This window comes from Arthrobacter agilis (genome assembly GCF_030816075.1).
Classification (GTDB): domain Bacteria; phylum Actinomycetota; class Actinomycetes; order Actinomycetales; family Micrococcaceae; genus Arthrobacter_D; species Arthrobacter_D agilis_E.
Map to the genome: position 1 here is coordinate 1,066,903 of NZ_JAUSXO010000001.1, position 21,619 is coordinate 1,088,521.

A 21,619-nucleotide genomic window follows, 5' to 3' on the forward strand; every position below is an offset into this window, starting at 1 on the left:
GTTCCTATCGTTGATGATGTGAGCGCACCGAGCATCCGGAAAACGTACACGATCAAGGAAGCGGCCGCCCTGACCGGGCTGCCGGCCAGCACGCTGCGCTACTACGAGTCGATCGGCGTGATCACACCGATCGGTCGCGGCGCCAGCAGCAAGCACCGCGTCTATACGCCGGAAGATCTGGATCTGCTGACCTGGGTGTCCTGCCTGAGCGCGACGGGCATGTCCGTGAGTGACATGCGCCGCTACGTTGCGAACGGAGCACTCGGGGCGGGCGCTGCCCGGGAGCAGATCGACCTGTTGACGTCCCAGCAGGAACTGCTGGCCGTGGAAGCGAGGTCCATCGCCCTGCGGAGGCGCTACGTCGCATTGAAGATCGACTATTGGCAGGCGGTCCAGGCCGGCGACGACACGCGGGCCGTCGAGCTGTCGGACGAAGCACGATCCCTGGCCGACGAGCTCCAGAAGACCAAGAAGCGGTAGAGAACATGCGCCGCCACGGATCCGACGGTCCGTCGGTCGGGCGTGCCCGAAAGAAGGAAGGTACCGACGATGAAGTACACCCGAAGTGGCGGTCAGAGCGCGGTAGGACCCGACGACTGGTTCACGGGCACCGTCTACATCGACGGTGTGCGCAACCCCGACGAGCAGTCCGCCGTCGGCTGCGCCCACGTGCGGTTCAGCCCGGGCGCCCGCACCGCCTGGCACACGCACCCCAAGGGTCAGACGCTCTACGTCACCGACGGCATCGGCTACGTCGCCCGCCGCGGCGGTGAGGTGCAGGAGATCCGCCCAGGCGACGTCGTCTACATCGAACCCCACGAGGAGCACTGGCACGGCGCCACCGCCGACCGCTTCATGGCGCACGTCGCCATCCAGGAAGCGGACGGCGCGGGTGAGGTCGTGACATGGGGCGAGCACGTCACCGACAGCGACTACGGCCGGCCGGCCCCAACCACCCACTGAACGCAACCAGAAGGAGACACCACATGACCACCACGGTCCACGCCTACGCATCCCCCTCCGCCGATGGGGACCTTGTTCCCACCACCATCGAACGACGCGACCTCGGGCCTCACGACGTCCTGATCGAGATCAAGTACGCCGGCATCTGCCACTCCGACATCCACACCGTGCGCGGCGACTGGGGGCCGCAGCCCTACCCGCTGGTACCCGGACACGAGATCGCGGGCATCGTGGCGGACGTCGGTCCCGAGGTGACGAAGCACACCGTCGGCGACCGCGTCGGCGTCGGGTGCATGGTGAACTCCTGCGGGGAGTGCAAGAACTGCGCGGTGGGCGACGAGCAGTACTGCGTCAACGGGATGGTCGGCACCTACGGCGTCACCGACCGCGACGGGACCATCACCCAGGGCGGCTACTCCACGCACGTCGTCGTCACCGAGGACTTCGTGCTGAGGATCCCCGAGGGCATCGGGCTCGACGTCGCCGCACCCCTGCTCTGCGCCGGGATCACCACCTACTCGCCGCTGCACCGCTGGGGCGCCGGCCCCGGCAGGAAGGTCGCCGTCGTCGGACTCGGCGGGCTCGGCCACATGGCCGTCAAGATCGCCCACGCGATGGGCGCCGAGGTCACCGTCCTCTCGCAGTCCCTCAAGAAGCAGGAGGACGGCCTGCGCCTGGGAGCGGACCACTACTACGCCACCAGTGACGAAGCGACGTTCACCGATCTGGCCGGTTCGTTCGACCTCATCATCAACACGGTCAGCGCCCGGATCGACATCAGCGCCTTCCTGGGGCTGCTGACGGTCGGCGGCGCCCTGGTCAATGTCGGCGCACCCGCCGAACCGCTCCCGGTGAACGCCATGGCGCTCATCGGCGGGCGCCGGTCGTTCGCCGGTTCCATGATCGGTGGCATCGCCGAAACGCAGGAGATGCTCGACTTCTGCGCCGAGAACGGCATCGGCGCGGAGATCGAGGTCATTCCGGCCGAGAAGATCAATGACGCCTACGAGCGTGTCCTCGCCTCGGACGTCCGCTACCGCTTCGTCATCGACGCAGCCACCTTCGCCTAGCGGGCGCGGCCGGCACACCGACCAGCGCTGCGCGCGTGGCGGTGTGCCGGGTCCGTGTCTTCAGGGCCGCGAGGACCGACCGAAGGTCGCCGGGTCGACGGGACGGTCCCTTCCGGGCAGCTTGTCGACGACGAGGAGATACGACTCGGTCACGAGGTCGTCGACGAGCTCGGCGTCCAGTCGACCGTGCGGGTTGAGGGTGATCCAGTGCTTCTTGTTCATGTGATAGCCGGGTGTGATGTCCTCGTAGGCCTCGCGCAGCAGGCGTGCGTCGTCCGGGGCCGCCTTGAGGATGACGACGGGTTCGCCTGGAACCTCGGTGAGCAGCATGAAGACCTTGCCCCGCACCTTGTAGACGTCCCACTCGGCCCCGAACGGGTGCGTGAGTTCGGCATCCGGGAGCTCACGCACCCGTTCGGCAGCGCGCTGTTGCAGCTTCATTCCGTCCATGATGATCGCTGGATTCCTCGGACCGGTCAGGGTGTGACGACCAGTTTGCCGACCGTGTGACCGTTCTCGGCGTGCCGGTGGGCATCGGCGATGTCGGCGAGGGCGAATCGGCGTTCGACGGCGAGGGCGAAGTGCGGCAGGGCTACTGCCTCTGCGAACCCGTCCCGGGGCTCGGTGGTGCGCGTGACCCCTGTGGACACCCTGGCACCGTGGGAGGGGGCGGTGAAGTCGGCGATCGAGATCACCTGGGCGGGGTCTCCGACGAGGGCGATCAGGTCGGGGATCACTCCTGCCCCCGAGAGGTCGAGCGCACCGTCGATGCCCTGTGGCGCAACCTCCGACACCCGGTCCACGAGCCCGTCTCCGTAGGAGAGGGGGATGGCCCCGAGGCGGGCGAGATAGTCGTGGTTCTTCGCACTGGCGGTGCCGACGACGGTCAGGCCACGCGCGACGGCGAACTGGATGAGCGCCGACCCGACACCGCCGGAGGCGCCACTGAGAAGGAGCGTCCCTTCGACCAGGCCCAGTTCGGAGAGCAGGCGCCCGGCGGTCTCGGTGGCGACTCCCCACCCGCCGGCCTCGACGGGGTCGACCCCTGCGGGCACCCTCGCCCACTGGGTCAGGATCGCCTGCTCGGCCATGGTGCTGCGGCCGGTGCCGAAGACGATGTCGCCCACGGCGACGTCGTCGACGCCCGGCCCGATCCCGATCACGGTGCCCGCGGCGTCGAGGCCGGTTCCCAGGGGGAAGGGAGCCGGCTTCCCCGTCGGCATCGCGCCGGAGCGGATCTTCGCGTCGAGTTGGTTGACGCCGGCGCCGGCGACCCGGACGAGGATCTCACCCGGGCCCGGGTGCGGGGCCTCGACGTCGACGACGTGGAGGACCTCGGGTCCGCCGAATGATGTGAACTGCACTGCCTTCATGGTGTTCTCCTTGCTGCTCGGATAGGTCGAGGGGGTGGGATGGTTCAGCGGGCGGCGGGAGCCTGGCCGGCGTCGAGCCAGGTGCGCAGGGTCGCGATGCCGGGATGGATGCGCCGGACCTGCTCGAGGTCGGCCTGGTATGCGGGGGTCTCGGCGAACCACCGGAACATCGCCTGCATGTCGTCCTGTCCGTCGAGGACGCTGACGGGCAGCGCCTCGTAGCGGGCCGGGAGACCGGCCTTGTCGCCGTGGACCGACGCGATCTCGCCGCCGGTGAGTTCGTCGCCGGCGATCTCGATGGTGGCCGGGACCGACGCCTGGTCGAGGAGGGCCCGCGCCGCGATGATGCCGACATCGCGCACCGCGATCATCTGCAACGGAACACCGGCAGGAATCGGAAGGCGCAGAACGAGCGTGCCGTCCTCGACGGTCGGCGCCATCCAGGTGAAGTTCTCGGCGAAGAAGACCGGACGCACGATGGTGGTGTTCAGTCCGAGGCTCTTCAGATGGAGTTCGACGAGGTACTTCGAGTCGAAATGGGGGACACCTGACGCGCGCTCGGCGCCACCGACCGAGTTGAACACGACATGGGGCACCCGGGCGGCCGCTGCGGCGTCGGCCAGGGCGATGCCCTGCTTCGTCTCACCCGCGGTGTCCGCGTTCTGCATGCCGCCGGGAGGGGTGGTCATGAACCAGAAGGCGTCGACACCCTCGAGCGCGGACACGAGGGTGTCGGGCTCGTCGACATCGACCCGCACCAGTTCGGCTCCGCGTTCCGCGAGTGCCTTGGCCCTGTCGGACTCCGGCGTGCGGATCAGGGCACGCACGTGGGCCCCGGCGTCGAGCAGCGCATCGGCGACCGCCCCGCCCTGGCTCCCGGTGGCGGCGAAAACGGCGATGGTCTTCGTGGGTCCTGCAGTCATGATTGACTCCTTCATAGTCGGTATCCCATACAAGCATTAGCCGGCTAACTAATATTCCCGAGGAGCATCATGACTTCCAGCGCCCACACCTCAGGGGATGGTGCCGGCCTCGACGACGGATCCATCAGCTCCCTGATCCCCAGTGTGTCGAAGGCCCACCGCAACCTCGCGGGCTCGCTACTCGCGGATCTCGGCCTCGCGGCGGGTCAGCAGTTCGTCCTGATGCTGCTCTGGAAGGTGTCCCCGCAATCGCAGTCGGACCTCACCCGGCAGTTGCTGATCGAGCCGCCGACCACGGCGAAGATGCTGGCACGCCTGGAAAGTGCCGGTTTCATCGAGCGGCGACGGTCAGGGGCTGATCGTCGGGTGGTGCTGGTGTCCCTCACGGAGTCGGGCCGTGCCCTGGAGGGACCTGTGACCTCCGTCTGGCACAGGCTCGAGCAGCAGACGACCCGTGATCTGACCCCTGTGGAGCAGGGGCAGCTCCGAGACCTCCTGGCGCGGGTTGCGCAGTCACTGACGACGGAGGCCGACGCCGGGTCCTCCGAAGACGGGGCCTGACCGGCCACGCGCCGAGGGATGCCTCGCCCTGCAGGCGGAACGGGTGAGACGGACGGTCGACGGATGGTGCCGGGCCCGGTTCGGCTAGGGCTCGCGGGATGTGCTCACCAACCCTCTGCACACGGCGAGGACGGCCCGATCGAACAGGGTCTCCGGGGCAGGGGAGCCACCGGGCTCGACCAGGGCAGCTGTCAGGTGCGGGTGGCGCTCGGCGGAGAGCAGGTCGAAGGCAGGCGTGGCGCGTGCGGTCTGCCGACCCTGCTGTGCGAACAGCGAGACAAGCCCCGTCACGAGCCCGATGAGTTCCAGCTTGGCCCGAGCGGGCGCTTCCACCTCCTCCATCGCCAGAAGATAGCTCTCGAACCACGCGAGCGTATTCGGGCCGAAGTTCCGGACGTCCAGGGATGCGCTGATGAGCCACGCATGCGTCCGGTGGTGCAGCAGCTGAGCGGTGGCAAGGGCGATCATCGCCTCCGTCCACGCGGGCCCGGGTTCGACGACCGGCGGGGTGCCGATGGCCGCATCCACCATCAGGTCGAGGATTTCCTCGCGTGACGTCACGTATCTGTAGAGGGACGGAGCGCTGGTTCCCAGCGAACGTGCAATCGCCCGCATCGTCAGCCCTTCGAGCCCCTCGTCGTCGGCGATCCTGATGCCCGTCGCCGCAATACTCTCCCTGGAGTAGAGGGGCGCAGGTCCACGAGCGCCCCGAAGGGGGCGTGACCAGAGATTCCCGGAAGCTTCGTCGTCCCTGCTGTCACCCGGCATGCTCCCACGATATACTGCGAACATTGTTAGCAGTAGAACTGCGGCCCGGGAGGCGACCATGGCACGGCAGAGTCCGGAACCGACGATGTGGCAGCTGATCGTGGCCGGCGCCCAGGTGCCTGTCGTCACTCTCGGCGCAGGGGCAGGTGTTGTGCTGCTGCATGGTGGAGGCACGTCCGCCACCGAGTACATGAGACTCGCGACCAGGCTCTCACGGCGTTTCACGGTCCACCTCTACAATCGGCGCGGGCGGCCCCGGGCGGAGCCGATGCACGAGAGCGACACCGTCGGGACGGACATCGAGGACCTCGCCGCAGTGCTGGAGGCAACGGGTTCCTCCCGCGTGTTCGCCCACAGCGGCGGAGGGTTCGTCGCGTTCCAGGCGGCCCGCTCTCTCCCGATCAGCCACCTCGCGACGTATGACGCGGCGATCGCCATCGAGGGGACGGACATCCCGAAGGGCTACCTCGGAGCCTTCCAGGACGCCCTCGACGGCGGGGACCTCGTCACCGCGATGTCCATCGTGGCGACGGCCGCCAATCCCGACGAGACGCCCAGGAACATGCCGCCCTGGCTGCAGAGATCCCTGACGGCGGCCTTCCTGAAGAGCACGTACGGGCAGAGGATGAAGGATCTCATCCACACCTTCAGACCGGAGATCGGCCGCATCCTCGACAACGAGGAGCCGGCGTCCTTCTACTCGACCATCACGGCGAAGGTGCTTCTGGCCACCGGCTCGCACAGTTCGGCCTATTTCGCCCAGACGTGCGAGGCACTGGCCGAGGAGCTTCCGCATGGCCGACGTCTCGTTGTTCCGAGGGCTCGCCACAACACGGCCAACAGTGCTCCGGAGCGCCTGGTTCAGCCGCTGATCGATTTCTTCGGCGACGAGAGCGGCTCGACGGACGCGGTCAGGCCGGCGCGGGAGACTGGACGGTGACACGCCGGTGACCGCGCGAGGGGCCGCGCTCGACGAACCTTGGGGCTCTCGGCAGCCGGGAATGCGATAGGTGCAGGACGGCGATCACGGTCTACCCGGAGGTCGGCCCTGCCCCTCGAGGGGGGAGGGCTTCGTCCCCAGAAGCATGTTCAGTCCCCAGCCGAGGACGGTGATGAAGACGATGGCCCCCGCCATGGCCAGCAGCTGTTCGACGCCGGTCAGGATGCCGAGACTCACGATGAGGGTTGTCGCACCGGCCGGCGGGTGGGGCCGCCTGGCCCAGGTCAGCACCAGGGTGGTCACGGCGACCGACAGTGCTCCCGCCAGGAGGTGGGCGGCCGTCAGGCCGCCGACGGGAACCGACGGGTCGTCCTGCAGACCGAACCCGTAGAGGCATGCCACCCCGGCCAGGAGCCCGACGCCGTGGCCGATCAGGGCATTGGACGGTCGGGAGGACTGCTCCCGTGGCGATTCGAAGAACAGCATCACCGTCGGACCGAGGCTCGGGAACAACCACGGGGCGTGGAGGGCGAGACCGATGGCCCCACTGGCCGCCAGGACGACGAGCGACAGTATCGCCGCGTACAGACTCCCGCCGAGGCGGCCGCCCGAGTCGGCGAGACGGGCGTGGAGCGATTTCTTCGTCATCAGGTCTCCCTTCGATCCGGTGGGCCCGGAGGACCCGACCCGCGAGCTGCGGACCGCGGGGCGGGCGCTCGGTGCTGGAACGGCAGGCCGGGGTGAGGGCGCCGCCGGCAGCACAGGCCCCCGACCCTTCAGTCCGCGACGATCAGGGCCTGTGGTGCTGCCTGTTTCATGCGGGTCTGCAGCCATCGGAGCTGGGTCGCGGTCTGCCCGTCGCAGTCGGTCACGACGTCCAGCAGGTCGGTGTCCCTCAGTCCCTGGGCGGCCTGCTTGACCATGGTCCACGTGATGTCGACAAGGCTCGCGAGGAGGTAGAGGTCCTGCAGGTCCCGCAGGAGGCCGATAGGCCCGGACCGCGTCTCGGCCAGCCCGTCCGCGTGGAGCCGCTCCGGTCCACCGTCGTCGTCGACCTCGCCGTACCGCTCGATGATCGGGGCGAGGGCCCGTTGGTGCTCATCACACTGTGCGGCAAGGGCCTGACAGAGGAAGTACACGTCCGGTTCGTGGCCGTGCCCGTCGGACACCTGGCGGAAGGACGCGGCGAGAGTGCCTTCGGATCTGTGCAGCAGCCCGAGGTAGACGGGAAGTTTCACGAGTGTTCCTCCTGCGACGCGACCATCGGCGGATCGACCGGAGCGATGGTCTCCTCGGCCTGGGCTGCACGCCCACCGACCGTGGGCAGCACGGGTCCGCGTCGTCCTGACCGCCCGACGGGGCGCGAGGCCGTGGTGGTGGGCGCCGGGGACGGGGCGACGCCGTCGGCGACCTTCCGGACCCGGACGGCCGCGTTCTTCAGGACGGGCTGTTTCGAGACGGGATCCCAGTCGGTGAGGGTGAGCTCGTTCGCGGCCCGGTCCTCGCTCCGGTCGTCGTCCCAGTAGCCGTAGTGGAACGGGGCGAAGATGCTGCCGTCACGGATCCCGCTGACCCGCACGGGAGCGGTGATGTAGCCGCGCCGGGATTCGACCCGCACGATGTCGCCTTCACCGAGGTCGTGGGCCTCGGCGTCCTTGACGGACATCTCCACCCACACATCGGGCGCCGCTCCGTCGAGCTGCGGGGACCTGCCGGTCTTGGTGCGGGTATGGAAGTGGTAGACCGTCCTTCCCGTCGTCAGGCGGAAGGGGTAGTCATCATCCGGGGTCTCGTGCGCCGGGTGATAGGCGGCGGTCTTGAAGATCGCCCGCCCCGCCGGGTTGTTGGCCCTGTAGGTCTCCGGGCCCACCGTGGCGCCGGTCAGCAGGTCATGCCCGTAGGTCTCGCAGTACTCGGGGTCGGTGGGAAACACCCCGTCCCGGTACAGGCGCACCACCCCGTCGGGGTGGTCCTCGTTGCAGGGCCACGGAACACCGCTGCCGCCGCGGAGCTTCTCATAGGTGAGGCCCGTGTAGTCGCAGGGCCGGCCGCGCGTGCAGTCCTTCCACGCGGCGAACGCGTCCTCGGGTCCGCTCCAGTCCAGCAGCGGTGTCCCGTCGCGCCGGGTGAAACCCATGCGTGCGGAGTAGTCCAGGAAGGTGTCGAGATCGCTGCGGGCCTGGCCGGGTGGGTCCACCGCCTTCTCGGACAGGTGGACGGTGCGGTTCACATTGGTGAAGGTCCCGGTCTTCTCTCCCCATGCGGCGGCGGGCAGGACGACGTCGGCGTACTGGGCGGTCTCGGTCAGATAGAGGTCCTGCACCACCAGGAACAGGCCGTCGGTGTCGAGGATCTCCCGGATGCGCGGCAGTTGGGGCATGGACACCGCAGGGTTCGTCGCGGAGATCCACAGGAACTCGATGGAGCCCTGTTCGACGTACCGGAAGATCTGCAGGGCGTGGGTGGGTGGGGCCCAGTGCGGGATGACCACCGGATCGACGTTCCAGAGGTCCGCGAGCTCCTGGATATGCGCGGGGTTCTCCCAGTTCCGGAAGCCCGACAGGTCGCCGTCGGCCCCGCATTCGCGGTTGTTCTGCGCCGTGGGTTGCCCGTTCATCTGCAGGATCCCGCATCCGGGCCTGCCGATGAGGCCCCGGAGCAGGTGCAGGTTGTTCACCGCGCAGGCGGACGCCGTGGCCTGGGAGGACTGGTAGAAGCCCTGCAGGACGGTCGACAGGACCCGGTCCGATGTCCCGAAGATCTCTGCCGCGCGGCGCACGTCGTCGGCGTCCACGCCGCATGTCTCCGCGACGGCCTCGGGCGTCCACGGCTCGACCGCGGCGCGCAGTCCGTCGACGTTCACGGTGTGCTGTTCGATGTAGTCCTCGTCGATCCAGCCGTTGCGGAACAGTTCGCGGACCAGTCCGTGCATCAGTGCCAGGTTCGTGCCCGGTTTCACCGGCAGGTGCACCTCGGCATGGCGGGCGACCTCGGTGGATCGCGGGTCCACGCACACGAGCCTGGGCCTGTCCGGCCCGGCGAGGCGGTCCAGGACCCGCATCCACAGCACGGTCTGGGTCTCGGCCATGTTGTGGCCGAACAGGAACATCGCATCGCACTCGTCGATGTCGACGTAGCTGCCCGGCTGGCCGTCCGATCCGAAGGACTCCTTCATGGCGGTGGCCGCGGTCGCCGTGCACAGCCGGGTGTTGCCGTCCATGTGCGGGGTGCCGATGCCGGCCTTCCCGACGATGGCCTGGGCGTAGTACTCCTCGAGGAACAGCTGCCCGCTCGTGTAGAAGCCGTGGGACAACGGACCTCGCTCGTCGAGGAGCTCCTTGCTCCGGGAGACGATCCGCTCCATGGCGGTGTCCCAGTCCGACTCCACCAGCACACCGTCCTCCCGGACCAGGGGTCTCGTGAGGCGGTCCTTGTTGTCCACGCCCTGCCAGCTCGCGAACAGGCCCTTCGGTCCCAGCCGGCCGTGGTTCACGACATCCACGGACCGGCCACGGACCCCGACCATGGATCCGTCCTTGACGGCGATGTCGATACCGCACCCGTTGCTGCACAGCACGCACGCCGACTGCACCCACCGGTCCACCGCGGATTCCTGGACGCCCTCGGCAAGAACCTGGTCCACCCGCACCGGCCACCGCTCGTCACGCGCGTAGGGGGTCCGGGTCCCCCAGATCTCAGCGATACGGTCGACCATGATCAATCCCCTCCGTCGCAGAATGCTCGAACGTGGTGCGTCAGGCTCCACGCTCCCGGACCGCCGCAGCACACGGGAACCGGCAGCAGCGGCACCGGCCCTGGACGCCAAGGTAGACCCGGTGGTCCCACCCCGACAACTGATCTTTTCCGGGCCGATGGTCCTGCCGCCGGCAGGAAGCTCCTGTAGGCAGGGGCGTCCCGGTACGGCGAGGGGCCGGGCGAGAGGGCATCCATCCGGGGCACCCGGTGGTCGACGAACCGTCCCGGCGGCGGGATCGCATACCCGGATCCGGCGGGCGCCACAACGGGCACGCCCCGCCCCGCTCATGGTTGCCGGTCGTTGCCGGGACTCCTAGCGTTCGAGGAGGTCGATGACCACGGCACCCTACCCGCAGCCTCGGGCTGCTGAAGGAGTATGCATCGTGAAGGCTCTCGTATGGCACGGCGAAGGCGACATCCGGTTGGACACCGTCGATGATCCGACGATCCTCGATCCGAACGATGCCATCGTGCGGATCACGCGTAGCGCGATCTGCGGCACCGATCTGCACTTCATCCGCGGCACCATGGCGGGCATGAAGGAGGGGACCATCCTCGGCCATGAAGCGGTGGGGGAGGTCACGGCCGTGGGCGCGGCTGTCCGCCGGTTCGCACCGGGCGACCGCGTGGTGGTGTCCTCGACCATGTCCTGCGGCGTGTGCTGGCAGTGCCGGGCCGGCCACACCGCGCAGTGTGACACGGCGAATCCGAACGGGCCGCAGGCCGGCACCTGCTTCTTCGGCGGCCCGGAGACCACCGGGCCCGTCAACGGGCTCCAGGCCGAGTACGCGCGCATCCCGTGGGCCTCGAACACCTTGACGGCGCTGCCGGAGAACGTCAGTGACGAGCAGGCCATCCTGCTGTCGGACATCTTCCCGACGGCCTGGTTCGGCGCCGAACTGGCAGGGGTCCGCCGCGGCGACACGGTCGCGGTGTACGGCGCCGGCGTCGTCGGGCAGTTCGCGATCGCCTCCGCTTTCCGCCAGGGTTCCTCACGGGTCTTCGCGATCGACGGCGTGGAGACCCGCCTCGTCCAGGCGCTGGACCAGAACGCGGACGTCGTCGACTTCAACCGCGAGGATCCGGTGCAGGCGCTGATGGATGCCACGCTGGGCGTCGGCGTGGACGCGGTGATCGACGCCGTCGGAGTGGACGCGCAGCGCCCGTCCTCGGGGCCCGCGGCGGCGGACAGCGAGCAGCAGGCCGAGCAGTTCGCGCGGGAGGTCGCCGAGGTGGCCCCGAGGACGAACATCCAGGGGGAGAACTGGGTACCGGGTGACGCGCCGTCCCAGGTGTCCCAGTGGAGTGTGCAGACCGTCCGGAAGTACGGCCGCATCGGCATCATCGGGGTCTACAGCCCCGCGATGATGTCCTACCCGATCGGGCAGGCGATGAATAAGAACCTGACCATCCGGATGGGCAACTGCGACCACCGGTCCGTGACCCCGCCGCTGCTGGACCTCGTCGCATCCGGCGTCTTCGACCCGACCCGGTTCATCACCCAGCACGAGCCGATCACCGATGTCGTCGACGCCTACCTGACCTTCGACCGGCGCGAGGAGGGCTGGCTCAAGACGGTCCTGACCACGTAGGGTTTCCCGGCCCGGGCGGGTACCCCCCCCCCCCCCCGCGACCCGCCGTGAACCCGTGCTCAGAGCCGTGCGACGCTCAAGCCGGCGACGAACAGCCCGACCAGCAGCAGGGTGACGCCGGTGATCGTGCGGCTGTGCCGTCGCATCCACCGGTCCAGGCCGGTCAGCATCGCGTCGGCACGCTCCGGCCGGCGCATCCGCAGGACGATCGGCACCAGGATCTCCGACTGGGCGGCGAGGACGTAGCCCAGGACGAACAGCGTCCCCGCGAGGAGCTGGAGATCCTGCAGCCCGATGAGGGCGCCCGCGGTCAGCGAGAGCAGGACCGCCTTCGGCCGCAGGTTCACGGCCAGTCCGAGGACCAGGAACTCCCACGGGCGGGCCGAGGCGACCCGGGTGCGCAACCCGCCCAGTACTGCGCTGTCGGTCGTCCGGGTGCGTGACAGGACGTAGACGGCGTAGGCGATCACGAGGGCCGCGACGAAGAGGCCGAGCACGGCCAGTTGCGTGTTCTGGTCGGCCCCCGCGCGCACGGGCAGGAAGCGCAGCCCCACGGTCGCACCACCCACCAGCAGGACGGCGCCGGCGATACTCCCGATGAGGAAGGACAGGGCGCCGCGGTGGGCGTTGGGGGAGAGCAGGATGATGATGGTCACGCTGACCGGTACCGTGCTCATGGCGCCGGCCAGCGCGATGGGTATCAGGCTGACCAGCAGGCTCAGCATGCTGCACTCACCCGGTACCGACGGCGCGGACGCGGGACGTCATGCCTGTCCCTCGCGGGGTGAGGGGCGTCTCGGTCCCCACCGGGCACGCCGGGTCCGGATCTCGTCGTCCTCGTCCCTGAGGATCTCCTCCAGGTTCGCCCTGTCCCCGGTCAGGGCCCTCCGCCACGTGGTCGACGGGTCCGCATCGAGGAGGACCGCACGGACCAGGAGCGTCAGCGGGACCGCCAGCACGGCACCGACCGGCCCGAGGACCAGCGCCCAGAAGAGGACGGAGACGAAGGTCAGGGTCTCGCTGAGGGACACCGCGTTACCGATGTACCGGGGCTGGATGACGGACTGGATGGCGCTGTTGATCACCCCGTACACGATGATGACGCCGATCGCCGTGGGCCAGCCTCCGCTGAGGAATCCGAAGAACAGCGGGGGGATGATCGCGATGAAGTAGCCGACGTTCGGGATGAAGCTGCAGATGAAGGAGAGCAGGCCCCACAGGAGGGCGCCTGGGACCTGGAGCAGGACGAGCACCAGCCAGTTGAAAGCTCCCTGGGCGACGCCGAGCACCGTCGTGGCGACCATGTAGCGTCGCACCCCGCGCCCGAAACCCACGAGTGCGGCGACGAGCTCGGGCCGGTGGGGGTTCAGGTAGGTGAGCAGCGCCGGCACCCTGGATCCGTCCACCGCCATGAGTATCAGCATCGTCAGGACGACCACGAGAGAGCTCACCATGCTCGTGATACTGCCCAGCAGACCGTTGATGAACTCGAGGATGCGCCCCGGGGTGAACCCTTCCTGGACCGCATCCGTCTGGTCGGTGCCGAAACCCACCGAGGCCAGCAGCTCGGAGACAGCCACTCCCGCCCGGTCCAGTTGAGGGGCGAACTGGGGGAGGAGCGAGGAGAACTGCGCAAGGGCCAGGACGAGGACGGCTGCGAAGGCGACGAGGAGGGCGAACACGGCAGCGATCGAGGTACCGGTGGCCAGTCCCCGCTGGACCCCGTGGCTGTGCAGCCGGCTCCTGAGCGGGTGCACGCAGAGCGTGAGGACGAACGCCAGGAACACCGGGGTGAAGACCCCCCTGATGGCGGCGATCCCGAAAGCGGTCACGGTCGCCCCGCCCAGCGCGAGCAGGAGGGTGGTGCTGCGGGGGAGAGCGGGCCGCGGATCGGTATGGAGCGGTTCCGTCGTCATCGGATTCTCCTTCTACTGCAGGCAGGCAGGCACGGGCAGGGCTACCCGCTCGGGATCCCGGCTGGAGGCGAGCACCGAAACACCCCGAATCTGACGACGGGTGGCACCCCATCGGGCGGCACGCAACGCTGCCTTCATTCTCTACGCGGTGGAAGGCGAGGGTCTCACCCCTTAAGGATGAGACAGGGGATCGGGCAGCGACCTTCCTGGGTGCCGGCCTAGCGGGCCGGACCTACAGCGCCCGCGTGCAGCGGGGAATCGAGGCGCTACCATGGCTCATGATCCGGCGGCAGGACCTGAGGCGCCCGGCGCTGTTCCTCCACATCGACCGTGGCACGCAACGGCGACTCCTCGTTGCCGCGGTGGCGCGCACGGCCTCCGCGGTGGGCCTGACCCTGCTGGTCTACGCGGTGATGCCGATCGACGGGTTCACGAGGGACGATCCCGCGGCCGCCTGGTTCTGGCTCGTCGTCGTCGGCGCGGTGTTCCTCACGGCCATGACGTTCCAGGTCCGCCTCGTCGCCCGCGCGGACGCTCCCCAGATCCGCGCGGTCGAAGCCGTGGTGCACAGCGTCGTCCTGTTCCTCTGCCTCTTCTCGATGCTCTACACGGCCATGTCGGCAACGGATCCGGCGTCCTTCAGCGAACCGCTCAGCAAGGTGGACGGCCTGTATTTCACGAGCACCACCCTGTCCACGGTGGGATTCGGCGACATCACACCGGCGAGCGACCTGGCCCGCGCCGTGGTGACGGTCCAGCTGATCGCGGGTCTCGGAGTCCTGGCGCTCATCGCCGAGGTGTTCTTCTTCGCGGCGCGGCAGCCGCGCGGCGAGGCCTGAGCGCCCGCGGCACGACCGGACCCCGGGGCCGCCGTCGTCGGTCGCCCGGACATGAGCGTGCCTCCCGCCCCGAGGAGCGGGAGGCACCCTGTCGGGGAGATCAGACAGCGACCTTCGACTTGATGGCGTCGAACTCGCTCGCGGTGATGGTTCCGGAGTCGAGGAGGCCCTTCGCCTTCGTGATCTCGTCGCTGGGGCTCGAGATCGCGATGCGGCGGATGTACGCCTCGTTCGCCTCCTGCCGTTGGCGGTTGCTCGCCTGGCTCCGTTCCGTGATCCCCTGGCCGCGCGCGATCAGGTAGACCAGGACGGTCAGGAAGGGTACGAGCACCAGGGCGAGGAGCCAGACGGCCTTCCCCCAGCCGTTGAGTTCCCGATCACGGAAGACATCGCCGATCACGGTGAACAGCGCGAACAGATAGCCGAAGAAGGCGTACAGGCAGATGAGCCACCAGACGATGTCCCAGAAGTTCTCAAAAAAGCTCATGATGATTCCCATGCTCGCAGTGATGCGGCGGTGTTCTGCTCGAACGGGGCCGCGGTGATGATGAGGTCAGCCCTCGATTGGTAGTCGTCTCCCGGATCATCTGGAGTTCAGCACTCGACCTCCTTCGCGAGATCGGTGACCGCGGTCTGGAGATCCGAGGCTTCATTGCGCAGTGATTCGACGGCTTCGGGCACCGTGGCCTGCTCGCGGACGTCGTCGACGGCCTTCTCGAGCTTCCGTTCGGCCGCAGCGACGGCGGTCATCCGCTCCTCCGCGACATCCATGGCGGCCCGGTCCATCTCCCTGTAGGTCTTCACGACCTCGTCCCGCGCCGAGCGGAGCTCCTCGATGGTGGCCTCGGGGGTGACGGTGTCCCTGAAGCCCGTCACCGCGCCGCTGAAGGCCGTTGCGGCTTCGCACAGACGCGCGGCGCCGGCCTCTTCCGGCGTACTGCTCGGACTGCTGGAGCTGCTCGGGCTGCTGGTGCTGGTCGACGCCTCGGTCGTCCCGCTGGAGCCGCAACCCGCCAGCACCACGATCATCACCCCCATCGCCACGGGTCCGGCCAGGATTCGATGTGATGTTGACACTGGAGGCTCCTTCGTAGGCTGACGACCGCTGCGCTGCCCGTCCCACGGCTGCTGCAGTCATTCTTGCCCCGGCACCCGGCGAGGGCCTCACCCCTTCCGGATGAGAACCGGGCATCGGACGCAGCAGGTCATCAGTTCATCCTGCGCGGGTGAGGCCGGAGCGTCCCGCTGGGGGGGAGTATTCAAGGGCCGCAGTTCCGGGACCGGAGGGAGTGTCACATGAGGATCGGACCAGGACTACCGGCAGGCACCCCGTTCTTCGGCGGGCCGTCGGGTGGAGCGGTCATCGGGACGGAGCTGCCATGAGCACGGAGGGCGAGGAGCTCACCCGGCTGCGGTACCAGGTGGCCGAGCTCGAGCGGGAACGGGATGCGGCCCAGGAGTCCGCGGGTGCTCGGCGGGAAGGCTCCTCGGCGCGGGTGTGGCGGAGGGCTGCGGCTCTCGTCCTCGTCATCCTCACCGCGGTGTCGGCCCTCGTCGCCGTTCCCGCCATGTACCTGCGCGCGGAACTGCTCGACACCGACCGCTACGTGGCGACCGTCGCGCCGCTCGCCGTCGAACCGGCGGTCCAGCGCGAGATCGCCGCCAAGGTCACCGAACAGATCACCGTTGCGGCGGACATCGAGGCGACCACCCGTGACGCCCTGACCGAACTCACCCGTGGGACACCCCGCGCGGCTCCCGTCATCACCGGTCTCGCGCCGGCGGTCGCCCAGCAGTTCGAATCCCTGGTCGGTACGGCGGTGACGGGGTTCGTGGAGAGCCCCCGGTTCGAGGACCTGTGGATCCGGGCGAACCGGGCCGCCCACCAGGCCCTGGTGAATCTGGCCGGAGGCCGGACCGATGGCGCCATCACGATCGACGAGAGCGGTACCGTGGCCATCTCCTCGCGGGAGATCGTCGCCGAGGTGAAGGACCGGCTGCTCCAGCAGGGCGTCGGTATCGCGTCGAGGATCCCGGACACCGACGCGCAGATCACTCTCTTCCAGTCACCCGAACTCGTCAGGGCCGCGCAGGCCCTCAACGCCCTCGACCGCGCCGCGCCCCTCCTCGTCGGGTTCTCGATCCTGAGCGCGGTCGGCGCCGTCGTCGTCGCACCCCGGGGGCGACGACGGCGCACCACCGGCTCGGTGGGCCTGGCCTTCGCCGTGGCGATGGCCGTTCTCGCACTCGGACTGACGGTAGGCCGCGGGATCTACCTCACGGCGGTCCCGCCGGACGTGGTGTCACCGGCAGCGGCCGAGAGCCTCAGCGACACCCTCATCTCACCGCTGAGGACCAGCCTGCGGCTGGTCCTCGTCGTCGGGCTGGTGATCGCGCTCGTCGCGTTCCTCGCCGGCCCGTCGCGGACCGCCACGCAGCTCCGCCGCGGTCTGGCACGTGCCGGAGGGGCCGTGACCGGACGGATCGGCACCGGGAGTGCCCGACCATGGCAGCACACACTGGCACGGCACCGACGCAGCATCGAAGGAGCCGTCGTGGGCGGTGCTGTGCTCCTGCTCGTCTTCTGGCCGGATCCGACAGCCGCAGTGGCCCTCTGGACACTCGCCGCCGTCGCGCTGCTGGTCCTGCTCGTCGAGCTCGCCTCCGGGCCCGCCGTACGGCGCACCGCGGACCCACCGCTCGGCGCCGTGCCCCGGGTCCAGGGACAGGAGTCCGGCTGAGATGAACAGGATCGCACCGGGAACGGATCGGCAGGGTGACGACCATGGCCACTGACACCTCCCACGAGGCTCCTCCACTGCGGACCCACCTCACCCTCTGCATCCCCGCGATCCTCGTGGGTGCCGTCTCCGCCGTCGGGTTGTACGCCGTCGAAGAGCTCGCGCACGCCGTCGAACACCTGCTGTGGGAGACCCTGCCGGCCGCCTGGAAGATCGATCCCGCGTCCGGCTGGTGGATCTTCGGTGTCCTCACGCTCGCGGGCGTGGTGATCGGCCTGGTGGTGCAGTTCGCCCCCGGCCACGGTGGGACGGACTCGGCGACGACCGAGCTCATCGCCCCGCCGCTCCGGCTGTCCGCCGTGCCGAGCCTGCTCGCGGTCACGGTGCTCGGACTGGCAGGGGGCGTCAGCCTGGGGCCGGAGATCCCCATCATCGCGTTCAACACGGCCATCCTCGTGGCACTCGTCGCCCGGCTCTGGCCGGGGATCGGCACCGAACTCGTCGTCATCATCACAGCGGCCGGAACGATCGGCGCACTCTTCGGGACACCCGTTGCGGCCGCCCTCGTCTTCACGGGTGTCGTCGCCGGGTTCAAGGGTGGTGGCGCGCTGTGGGACCGGCTCTTCATCCCGCTGGTGGCGGCGGGTGCGGGGACGATCACGATGCGGTGGCTCGACGGCCCCCAATTGCCCGAGGCCGGGTTCTCCCAGCTCGGCACCCCGGGTGCGGCGGATCTCGTGGCCGGCCTCGGAGTGACCATCGCCGCCACACTGATCGGGCTCGCCGCGGTCTACGTGTTCCCGCACGCGCACCGGTTCTTCCACGGGCTGAGGAATCCCGCGGTCTACATCGCACTCGGCGGCGCGGTCCTCGGTGTCCTCGGGGTCCTCGGCGGTCCCGTGACCCTCTTCAAGGGTGCGAGCCAGATGGGCGAGCTGATCCGGAACCAGGGGGACTACTCGGCCGCGGATCTGGTCTTCATCATCGCGGTCAAGCTCGCGGCGCTCGTGGTGGCCGCCGCGGCCGGTTTCCGGGGCGGGCGCATCTTCCCGGCGGTCTTCATCGGGACGGCTGCGGGCCTGGTGGCCTGCGCGATCTTCCCCACGATCCCGCTCGGGCTGGCGCTGGGCTGCGGCATCCTCGGCGTCGTCCTGCCGGTGGCACGCGACGGCTGGATCGCCCTGTTCATCGCCGTCGTGGTGGTCGGCGATGCCGGCGTGCTGCCCGTCCTCTGCATAGCGATCCTGCCGGCCTGGCTCCTGGTGTCCCGGGCGCCCGAGATGCTCATCCATGCCCCGTCACCCACGGCGGCGAAGGGGTCGCCGGTCGGGCCGTAGGCGGACGGACTCCCGGCTCAGGGGGCGGGGGTGCAGCCGGGTGGTTCCGAGTTGCCGCTGATGGTGAAGTCCTCGCAGGTCAGGAATGCGGCGTGGTTCCGGCCCAGAAGGAAGCAGGTGGCCGCGATGGCCAGCACAGCCGCGACGACGATGATGCGCCACATCAGGGGCAGGTCCTCCCCGAACTCGGGCCAGATGATGCGCGCCAGCACCCAGATGGTCGCCGGAATACCGAGAATGGCGACCGTACCCCCGAGGGTGTCGACCACCGGTCCTAGGAAACCCCGGTCTCCCCTGAACGCGATCGCCAGCACCAGCCACACCGTGGGGACGGACAGGGCCACCGCCTTGGCAAGACGATGCCGGTCGTCCTGGCGTCGGATCAGGACGACGAGGAGGGCCGCCGTCGCGGCAGCCCACACGCTCAGGATCTGTTCGAAGAACAGGACCCCCCAGGCGCCCAGGGTGAAGGACGGCCACCAGACGGCGATACTCATGCCCACCGCCACGACGGCTGTCGGTCGGGACGGGCTCCGCACCGGCACGGCCGGCTCGGCCGACGGCGAGGGCATCACGGGCCCCTTGGCGAAGGTGTTGCGGATGTTTCGGATCATGGAACCTCCCGGTGCCTGAGCCTTCGCGCCCATCATGACGTCCTGCTCCTTCCCCGTCCTCATCCCCAGGGGATGAGCCGGCCGGTGGGAGCCCACCGGATCCTGCAGGCCTCGTCCGGCGCCTTCCGGGGAGGGCCGTGCTCAGAACTCCCTGAGGTAGCACAGCATCCGGTACTCGCCGCCGGGTTCGATGTTGGTGAAACCGTGGCGCTCGTAGAACCGTCGGGTGTCGACGTCGACCTCGTCCACATCGATGTGCATCTCACGGGCGCCGCGCGTGCGCACGCCGTCGACCGCCACCGTCAGCAGGGCCGTACCGATGCCCTGGTCCCGCAGCCCCGGACGGACGTACAGCTCCTCGAGCTGCGCGAGGGGCCCGTCGTCGTAAGGCGTGGGACGCAGGGTGAGGAACGCGAAGCCCGCCGGTGCGTCGTCGTCCTCGGCCAGGACCACGAGCACCTCCGGCATGGCCAGGAGCCGGCGGAACCGCTGCCCGAGGGCGTCCGCCGTCGGCGTCGCGGCCCCGAACTCCGTGTTGAAGTCGTGGAGGAGTCGGCCGACGGTGTCCGCGTCGCGGTGCGTGGCCGTCCTCGCCCGGAGGGTCGGCCGTCCGGTCGTCGGACCGGGGCCGGGCGCCGGAGGGCCCATCTGCTATCGATCCGGGCCGGCAGGACCGGCGGAGGCCGCGGCGGTCCGGGCATAGGTGGCCGACACCTGACGGTAGACCGGCGTGAAGAACGCAGCGACAGCGGCCAGGATCATGATGATGCCCGCGATCAGGAACACGAGGGCGATCCCGCGGGACGTACCCTCGCCCAGCAGCGGGGCAAGCCGAGCGGCGCCCTCCGAGGACCGCGCGTACGGGATGATCCAGAACTGGGCGATCGGCGCGATGAGGAACGCGGTGATCGGTGCCGCCGCGGACTCGAAGGCCAGGGCGAAGCCGAACACGCGGCCCTGGCGCTCCAGGGGCACCGTCTGCTGGATGACCGTCTGCTCCGCGGCCTCCACGAAGGGGATCAGGGTCAGGTAGAGCCAGATCCCCGCGATGTAGAGCCAGGCCCACTCCCGGAGGGTGAATACCGCCCCGATGGCGCCCATCGCGATCACGGCGAGCAGCAGCGTGCGCAGCGGGTTGGCGCCGAGTCCGAACTTGCCGATCAGGGCCCCACCGACGATGAACCCCGTGGCCCCGACGGCGAACAGCGTCCCCCACATCTCCACGGAGAACAGCTCCAGGCCGTAGGGGTCCATGAGCGCCATGTAGACGCCGCCGATGAAGTTGTTGAAGGTGGAGAAGATGATCAGCGCGAACAGGCCCTGGATGGCGAGCACAGCCGCGAGGGAGCCCCGGAGGTCGAAGGCGCCGTGGGCGTCGGTGGGCACCGGCTGCGCCTCCTCCGGCATGCGCAGCGTGAGCAGGTGCGCGAACGACAGCGCGGTGAGGACGACGGCGACGACGACCGTCCAGCCCATACCGACGAGGCCGACCGAGAGGCCGGAGAGGACGGAGGTGACGATGAACATCAGCCCCTGCACCATGCCCACCAGGCCGTTGGCGTTGGCGCGCCGATCGGGCTCGATCAGGATGGTCACCGCCGTGGACAGGGCGATGTTGCGCATGTTCTCGACGACGGCACCCACCAGGATGATGAGGGAGAACACCCAGAACCAGGGCTGGGTCAGATCCAGCAGCCACGCGGTGGGCGTCAGGAGGAACAGGGCGCCGGACAGCAGGAACATCACCAGTGTGAAGGTCGCGGCGAAGCGCATGACCGTCAGTTTGCGGAAGCGGTCCACGAACGTGCCGAAGCTGATGCTGGAGAGGGCCATCAGCAGCATGTAGGCGCCGCCGATGACCCCGGTGGCGATGACGTTGCGCGTCTCCAGGTACACCCAGAAGGTGAGGGCGAACCACAGGTAGCTGGTGGTGATGTTCGCGAGGGCCGTGTTGACGAGGATCCCGGCGAAGGTCCGCGAGCGCTGCTTCGGATCGCGTGCCCGCCCGTCGATCGTCCCGACGGCACCCTCCTCGGCCCGGGCGGCGGGGTCAGCGGCTTCCCCGGAGGTGTCCGGGCCGCCACGGGAGGCCGCAGCAGTCGGAGGCGGGGGCGGATCCTGCCCGGTCATGCCGATCAGTGTACTGGCGACCTGCGGGCGCGGGAAGGACCGGGGCCCGGACAGGGCCGTGCGGATCCTGCGGGTGCGGGGCCAGGGCATCCCGGG

At 69.3% G+C, this 21,619-nt stretch carries 23 protein-coding genes; 9 read left to right on the plus strand and 14 right to left on the minus strand.

Annotated features, from left to right (window positions below):
• Positions 1-18: 18 nt before the first annotated feature.
• From QFZ50_RS04665 to QFZ50_RS04675, 3 genes are all read left to right on the plus strand, one after another.
• The gene (locus tag QFZ50_RS04665) at positions 19-480 is read left to right on the plus strand and encodes a MerR family transcriptional regulator (protein ID WP_307082367.1); all 462 of its coding nucleotides are present in this window, start codon (positions 19-21) and stop codon (positions 478-480) included.
• Between the two features lie 69 nt (positions 481-549).
• Positions 550-963 carry a (R)-mandelonitrile lyase gene (locus QFZ50_RS04670; protein ID WP_307082370.1) on the plus strand — a complete coding sequence of 138 codons (414 nt, stop codon included), beginning with the start codon at positions 550-552 and terminating at the stop codon, positions 961-963.
• 23 nt (positions 964-986) lie between these two features.
• On the plus strand, positions 987-2,033 hold the full coding sequence (locus QFZ50_RS04675) for an NAD(P)-dependent alcohol dehydrogenase (RefSeq protein WP_307082371.1): 1,047 nt from the start codon (positions 987-989) through the stop codon (positions 2,031-2,033).
• A gap of 60 nt (positions 2,034-2,093) precedes the next feature.
• Here QFZ50_RS04675 and QFZ50_RS04680 read toward each other — a convergent pair whose 3' ends face one another.
• From QFZ50_RS04680 to QFZ50_RS04690, 3 genes are read right to left on the minus strand one after another with little or no spacing between them, the layout of a single operon-like run.
• Entirely contained in the window at positions 2,094-2,483 is a 390-nt protein-coding gene (locus QFZ50_RS04680) for an MmcQ/YjbR family DNA-binding protein (protein ID WP_307082373.1), read from the minus strand.
• 26 nt (positions 2,484-2,509) lie between these two features.
• Positions 2,510-3,406, minus strand: a complete 897-nt coding sequence (locus QFZ50_RS04685) for an NADP-dependent oxidoreductase (RefSeq protein WP_307082375.1) — start codon at positions 3,404-3,406, stop codon at positions 2,510-2,512.
• 44 nt (positions 3,407-3,450) lie between these two features.
• Complete coding sequence (locus QFZ50_RS04690) at positions 3,451-4,329, minus strand: NmrA/HSCARG family protein (protein ID WP_307082378.1); 879 nt, start codon at positions 4,327-4,329, stop codon at positions 3,451-3,453.
• A gap of 69 nt (positions 4,330-4,398) precedes the next feature.
• Here QFZ50_RS04690 and QFZ50_RS04695 point away from each other — a divergent pair, with 69 nt between their 5' ends.
• A complete protein-coding gene (locus QFZ50_RS04695) occupies positions 4,399-4,890 on the plus strand; it encodes a MarR family winged helix-turn-helix transcriptional regulator (RefSeq protein ID WP_307082380.1) in 492 nt (163 codons plus the stop codon).
• An 84-nt stretch (positions 4,891-4,974) separates the two neighbouring features.
• On the opposite strand, the gene QFZ50_RS04700 is transcribed toward QFZ50_RS04695, so the two are convergent.
• A complete protein-coding gene (locus QFZ50_RS04700; protein ID WP_307082382.1) occupies positions 4,975-5,658 on the minus strand; it encodes a TetR/AcrR family transcriptional regulator in 684 nt (227 codons plus the stop codon).
• A gap of 58 nt (positions 5,659-5,716) precedes the next feature.
• On the opposite strand from QFZ50_RS04700, the gene QFZ50_RS04705 reads away from it, so the two are divergent.
• Positions 5,717-6,598 carry an alpha/beta fold hydrolase gene (locus QFZ50_RS04705; RefSeq protein ID WP_307082384.1) on the plus strand — a complete coding sequence of 294 codons (882 nt, stop codon included), beginning with the start codon at positions 5,717-5,719 and terminating at the stop codon, positions 6,596-6,598.
• Between the two features lie 84 nt (positions 6,599-6,682).
• Here the strand turns inward: QFZ50_RS04705 and QFZ50_RS04710 are convergent, their stop codons facing one another.
• From QFZ50_RS04710 to QFZ50_RS04720, 3 genes are all read right to left on the minus strand, one after another.
• Positions 6,683-7,246, minus strand: coding sequence for an HPP family protein (locus QFZ50_RS04710; RefSeq protein WP_307082386.1), 564 nt, complete (start codon positions 7,244-7,246; stop codon positions 6,683-6,685).
• A gap of 128 nt (positions 7,247-7,374) precedes the next feature.
• Complete coding sequence (locus QFZ50_RS04715) at positions 7,375-7,836, minus strand: hypothetical protein (RefSeq protein ID WP_307082388.1); 462 nt, start codon at positions 7,834-7,836, stop codon at positions 7,375-7,377.
• Positions 7,833-10,313, minus strand: a complete 2,481-nt coding sequence (locus QFZ50_RS04720) for a molybdopterin oxidoreductase family protein (protein WP_307082391.1) — start codon at positions 10,311-10,313, stop codon at positions 7,833-7,835. The genes QFZ50_RS04715 and QFZ50_RS04720 overlap by 4 nt, the downstream gene beginning before the upstream one ends.
• 424 nt (positions 10,314-10,737) lie before the next feature.
• Here QFZ50_RS04720 and QFZ50_RS04725 point away from each other — a divergent pair, with 424 nt between their 5' ends.
• Entirely contained in the window at positions 10,738-11,946 is a 1,209-nt protein-coding gene (locus QFZ50_RS04725; protein ID WP_307082393.1) for an alcohol dehydrogenase catalytic domain-containing protein, read from the plus strand.
• 59 nt (positions 11,947-12,005) lie between these two features.
• Here QFZ50_RS04725 and QFZ50_RS04730 read toward each other — a convergent pair whose 3' ends face one another.
• Both QFZ50_RS04730 and QFZ50_RS04735 read right to left on the minus strand, forming a co-directional pair.
• Positions 12,006-12,671 carry a GAP family protein gene (locus QFZ50_RS04730; protein ID WP_307082395.1) on the minus strand — a complete coding sequence of 222 codons (666 nt, stop codon included), beginning with the start codon at positions 12,669-12,671 and terminating at the stop codon, positions 12,006-12,008.
• A 39-nt stretch (positions 12,672-12,710) separates the two neighbouring features.
• Positions 12,711-13,862, minus strand: a complete 1,152-nt coding sequence (locus QFZ50_RS04735) for an AI-2E family transporter (protein WP_307082397.1) — start codon at positions 13,860-13,862, stop codon at positions 12,711-12,713.
• Positions 13,863-14,107: 245 nt separating this feature from the next.
• Between QFZ50_RS04735 and QFZ50_RS04740 the strand changes: the two genes are divergently transcribed.
• The gene (locus tag QFZ50_RS04740) at positions 14,108-14,701 is read left to right on the plus strand and encodes a potassium channel family protein (protein ID WP_307082398.1); all 594 of its coding nucleotides are present in this window, start codon (positions 14,108-14,110) and stop codon (positions 14,699-14,701) included.
• 100 nt (positions 14,702-14,801) lie between these two features.
• Here QFZ50_RS04740 and QFZ50_RS04745 read toward each other — a convergent pair whose 3' ends face one another.
• Positions 14,802-15,200, minus strand: a complete 399-nt coding sequence (locus QFZ50_RS04745) for an SHOCT domain-containing protein (RefSeq protein ID WP_307082400.1) — start codon at positions 15,198-15,200, stop codon at positions 14,802-14,804.
• 95 nt (positions 15,201-15,295) lie between these two features.
• Positions 15,296-15,778, minus strand: a complete 483-nt coding sequence (locus tag QFZ50_RS04750) for a hypothetical protein (protein WP_307082402.1) — start codon at positions 15,776-15,778, stop codon at positions 15,296-15,298.
• Between the two features lie 302 nt (positions 15,779-16,080).
• Here QFZ50_RS04750 and QFZ50_RS04755 point away from each other — a divergent pair, with 302 nt between their 5' ends.
• Together QFZ50_RS04755 and QFZ50_RS04760 are read left to right on the plus strand one after the other, a co-directional pair.
• Positions 16,081-17,442 carry a hypothetical protein gene (locus QFZ50_RS04755; protein ID WP_307082404.1) on the plus strand — a complete coding sequence of 454 codons (1,362 nt, stop codon included), beginning with the start codon at positions 16,081-16,083 and terminating at the stop codon, positions 17,440-17,442.
• Between the two features lie 44 nt (positions 17,443-17,486).
• On the plus strand, positions 17,487-18,779 hold the full coding sequence (locus tag QFZ50_RS04760) for an ion channel protein (RefSeq protein WP_307082406.1): 1,293 nt from the start codon (positions 17,487-17,489) through the stop codon (positions 18,777-18,779).
• 17 nt (positions 18,780-18,796) lie between these two features.
• Here the strand turns inward: QFZ50_RS04760 and QFZ50_RS04765 are convergent, their stop codons facing one another.
• The 3 genes from QFZ50_RS04765 to QFZ50_RS04775 form a co-directional block, all read right to left on the minus strand.
• A complete protein-coding gene (locus QFZ50_RS04765) occupies positions 18,797-19,393 on the minus strand; it encodes a hypothetical protein (RefSeq protein ID WP_307082407.1) in 597 nt (198 codons plus the stop codon).
• Between the two features lie 141 nt (positions 19,394-19,534).
• Positions 19,535-20,041, minus strand: coding sequence for a GNAT family N-acetyltransferase (locus QFZ50_RS04770; protein ID WP_307082409.1), 507 nt, complete (start codon positions 20,039-20,041; stop codon positions 19,535-19,537).
• Between the two features lie 3 nt (positions 20,042-20,044).
• Complete coding sequence (locus QFZ50_RS04775; RefSeq protein WP_307082411.1) at positions 20,045-21,523, minus strand: MFS transporter; 1,479 nt, start codon at positions 21,521-21,523, stop codon at positions 20,045-20,047.
• Positions 21,524-21,619: the final 96 nt, after the last annotated feature.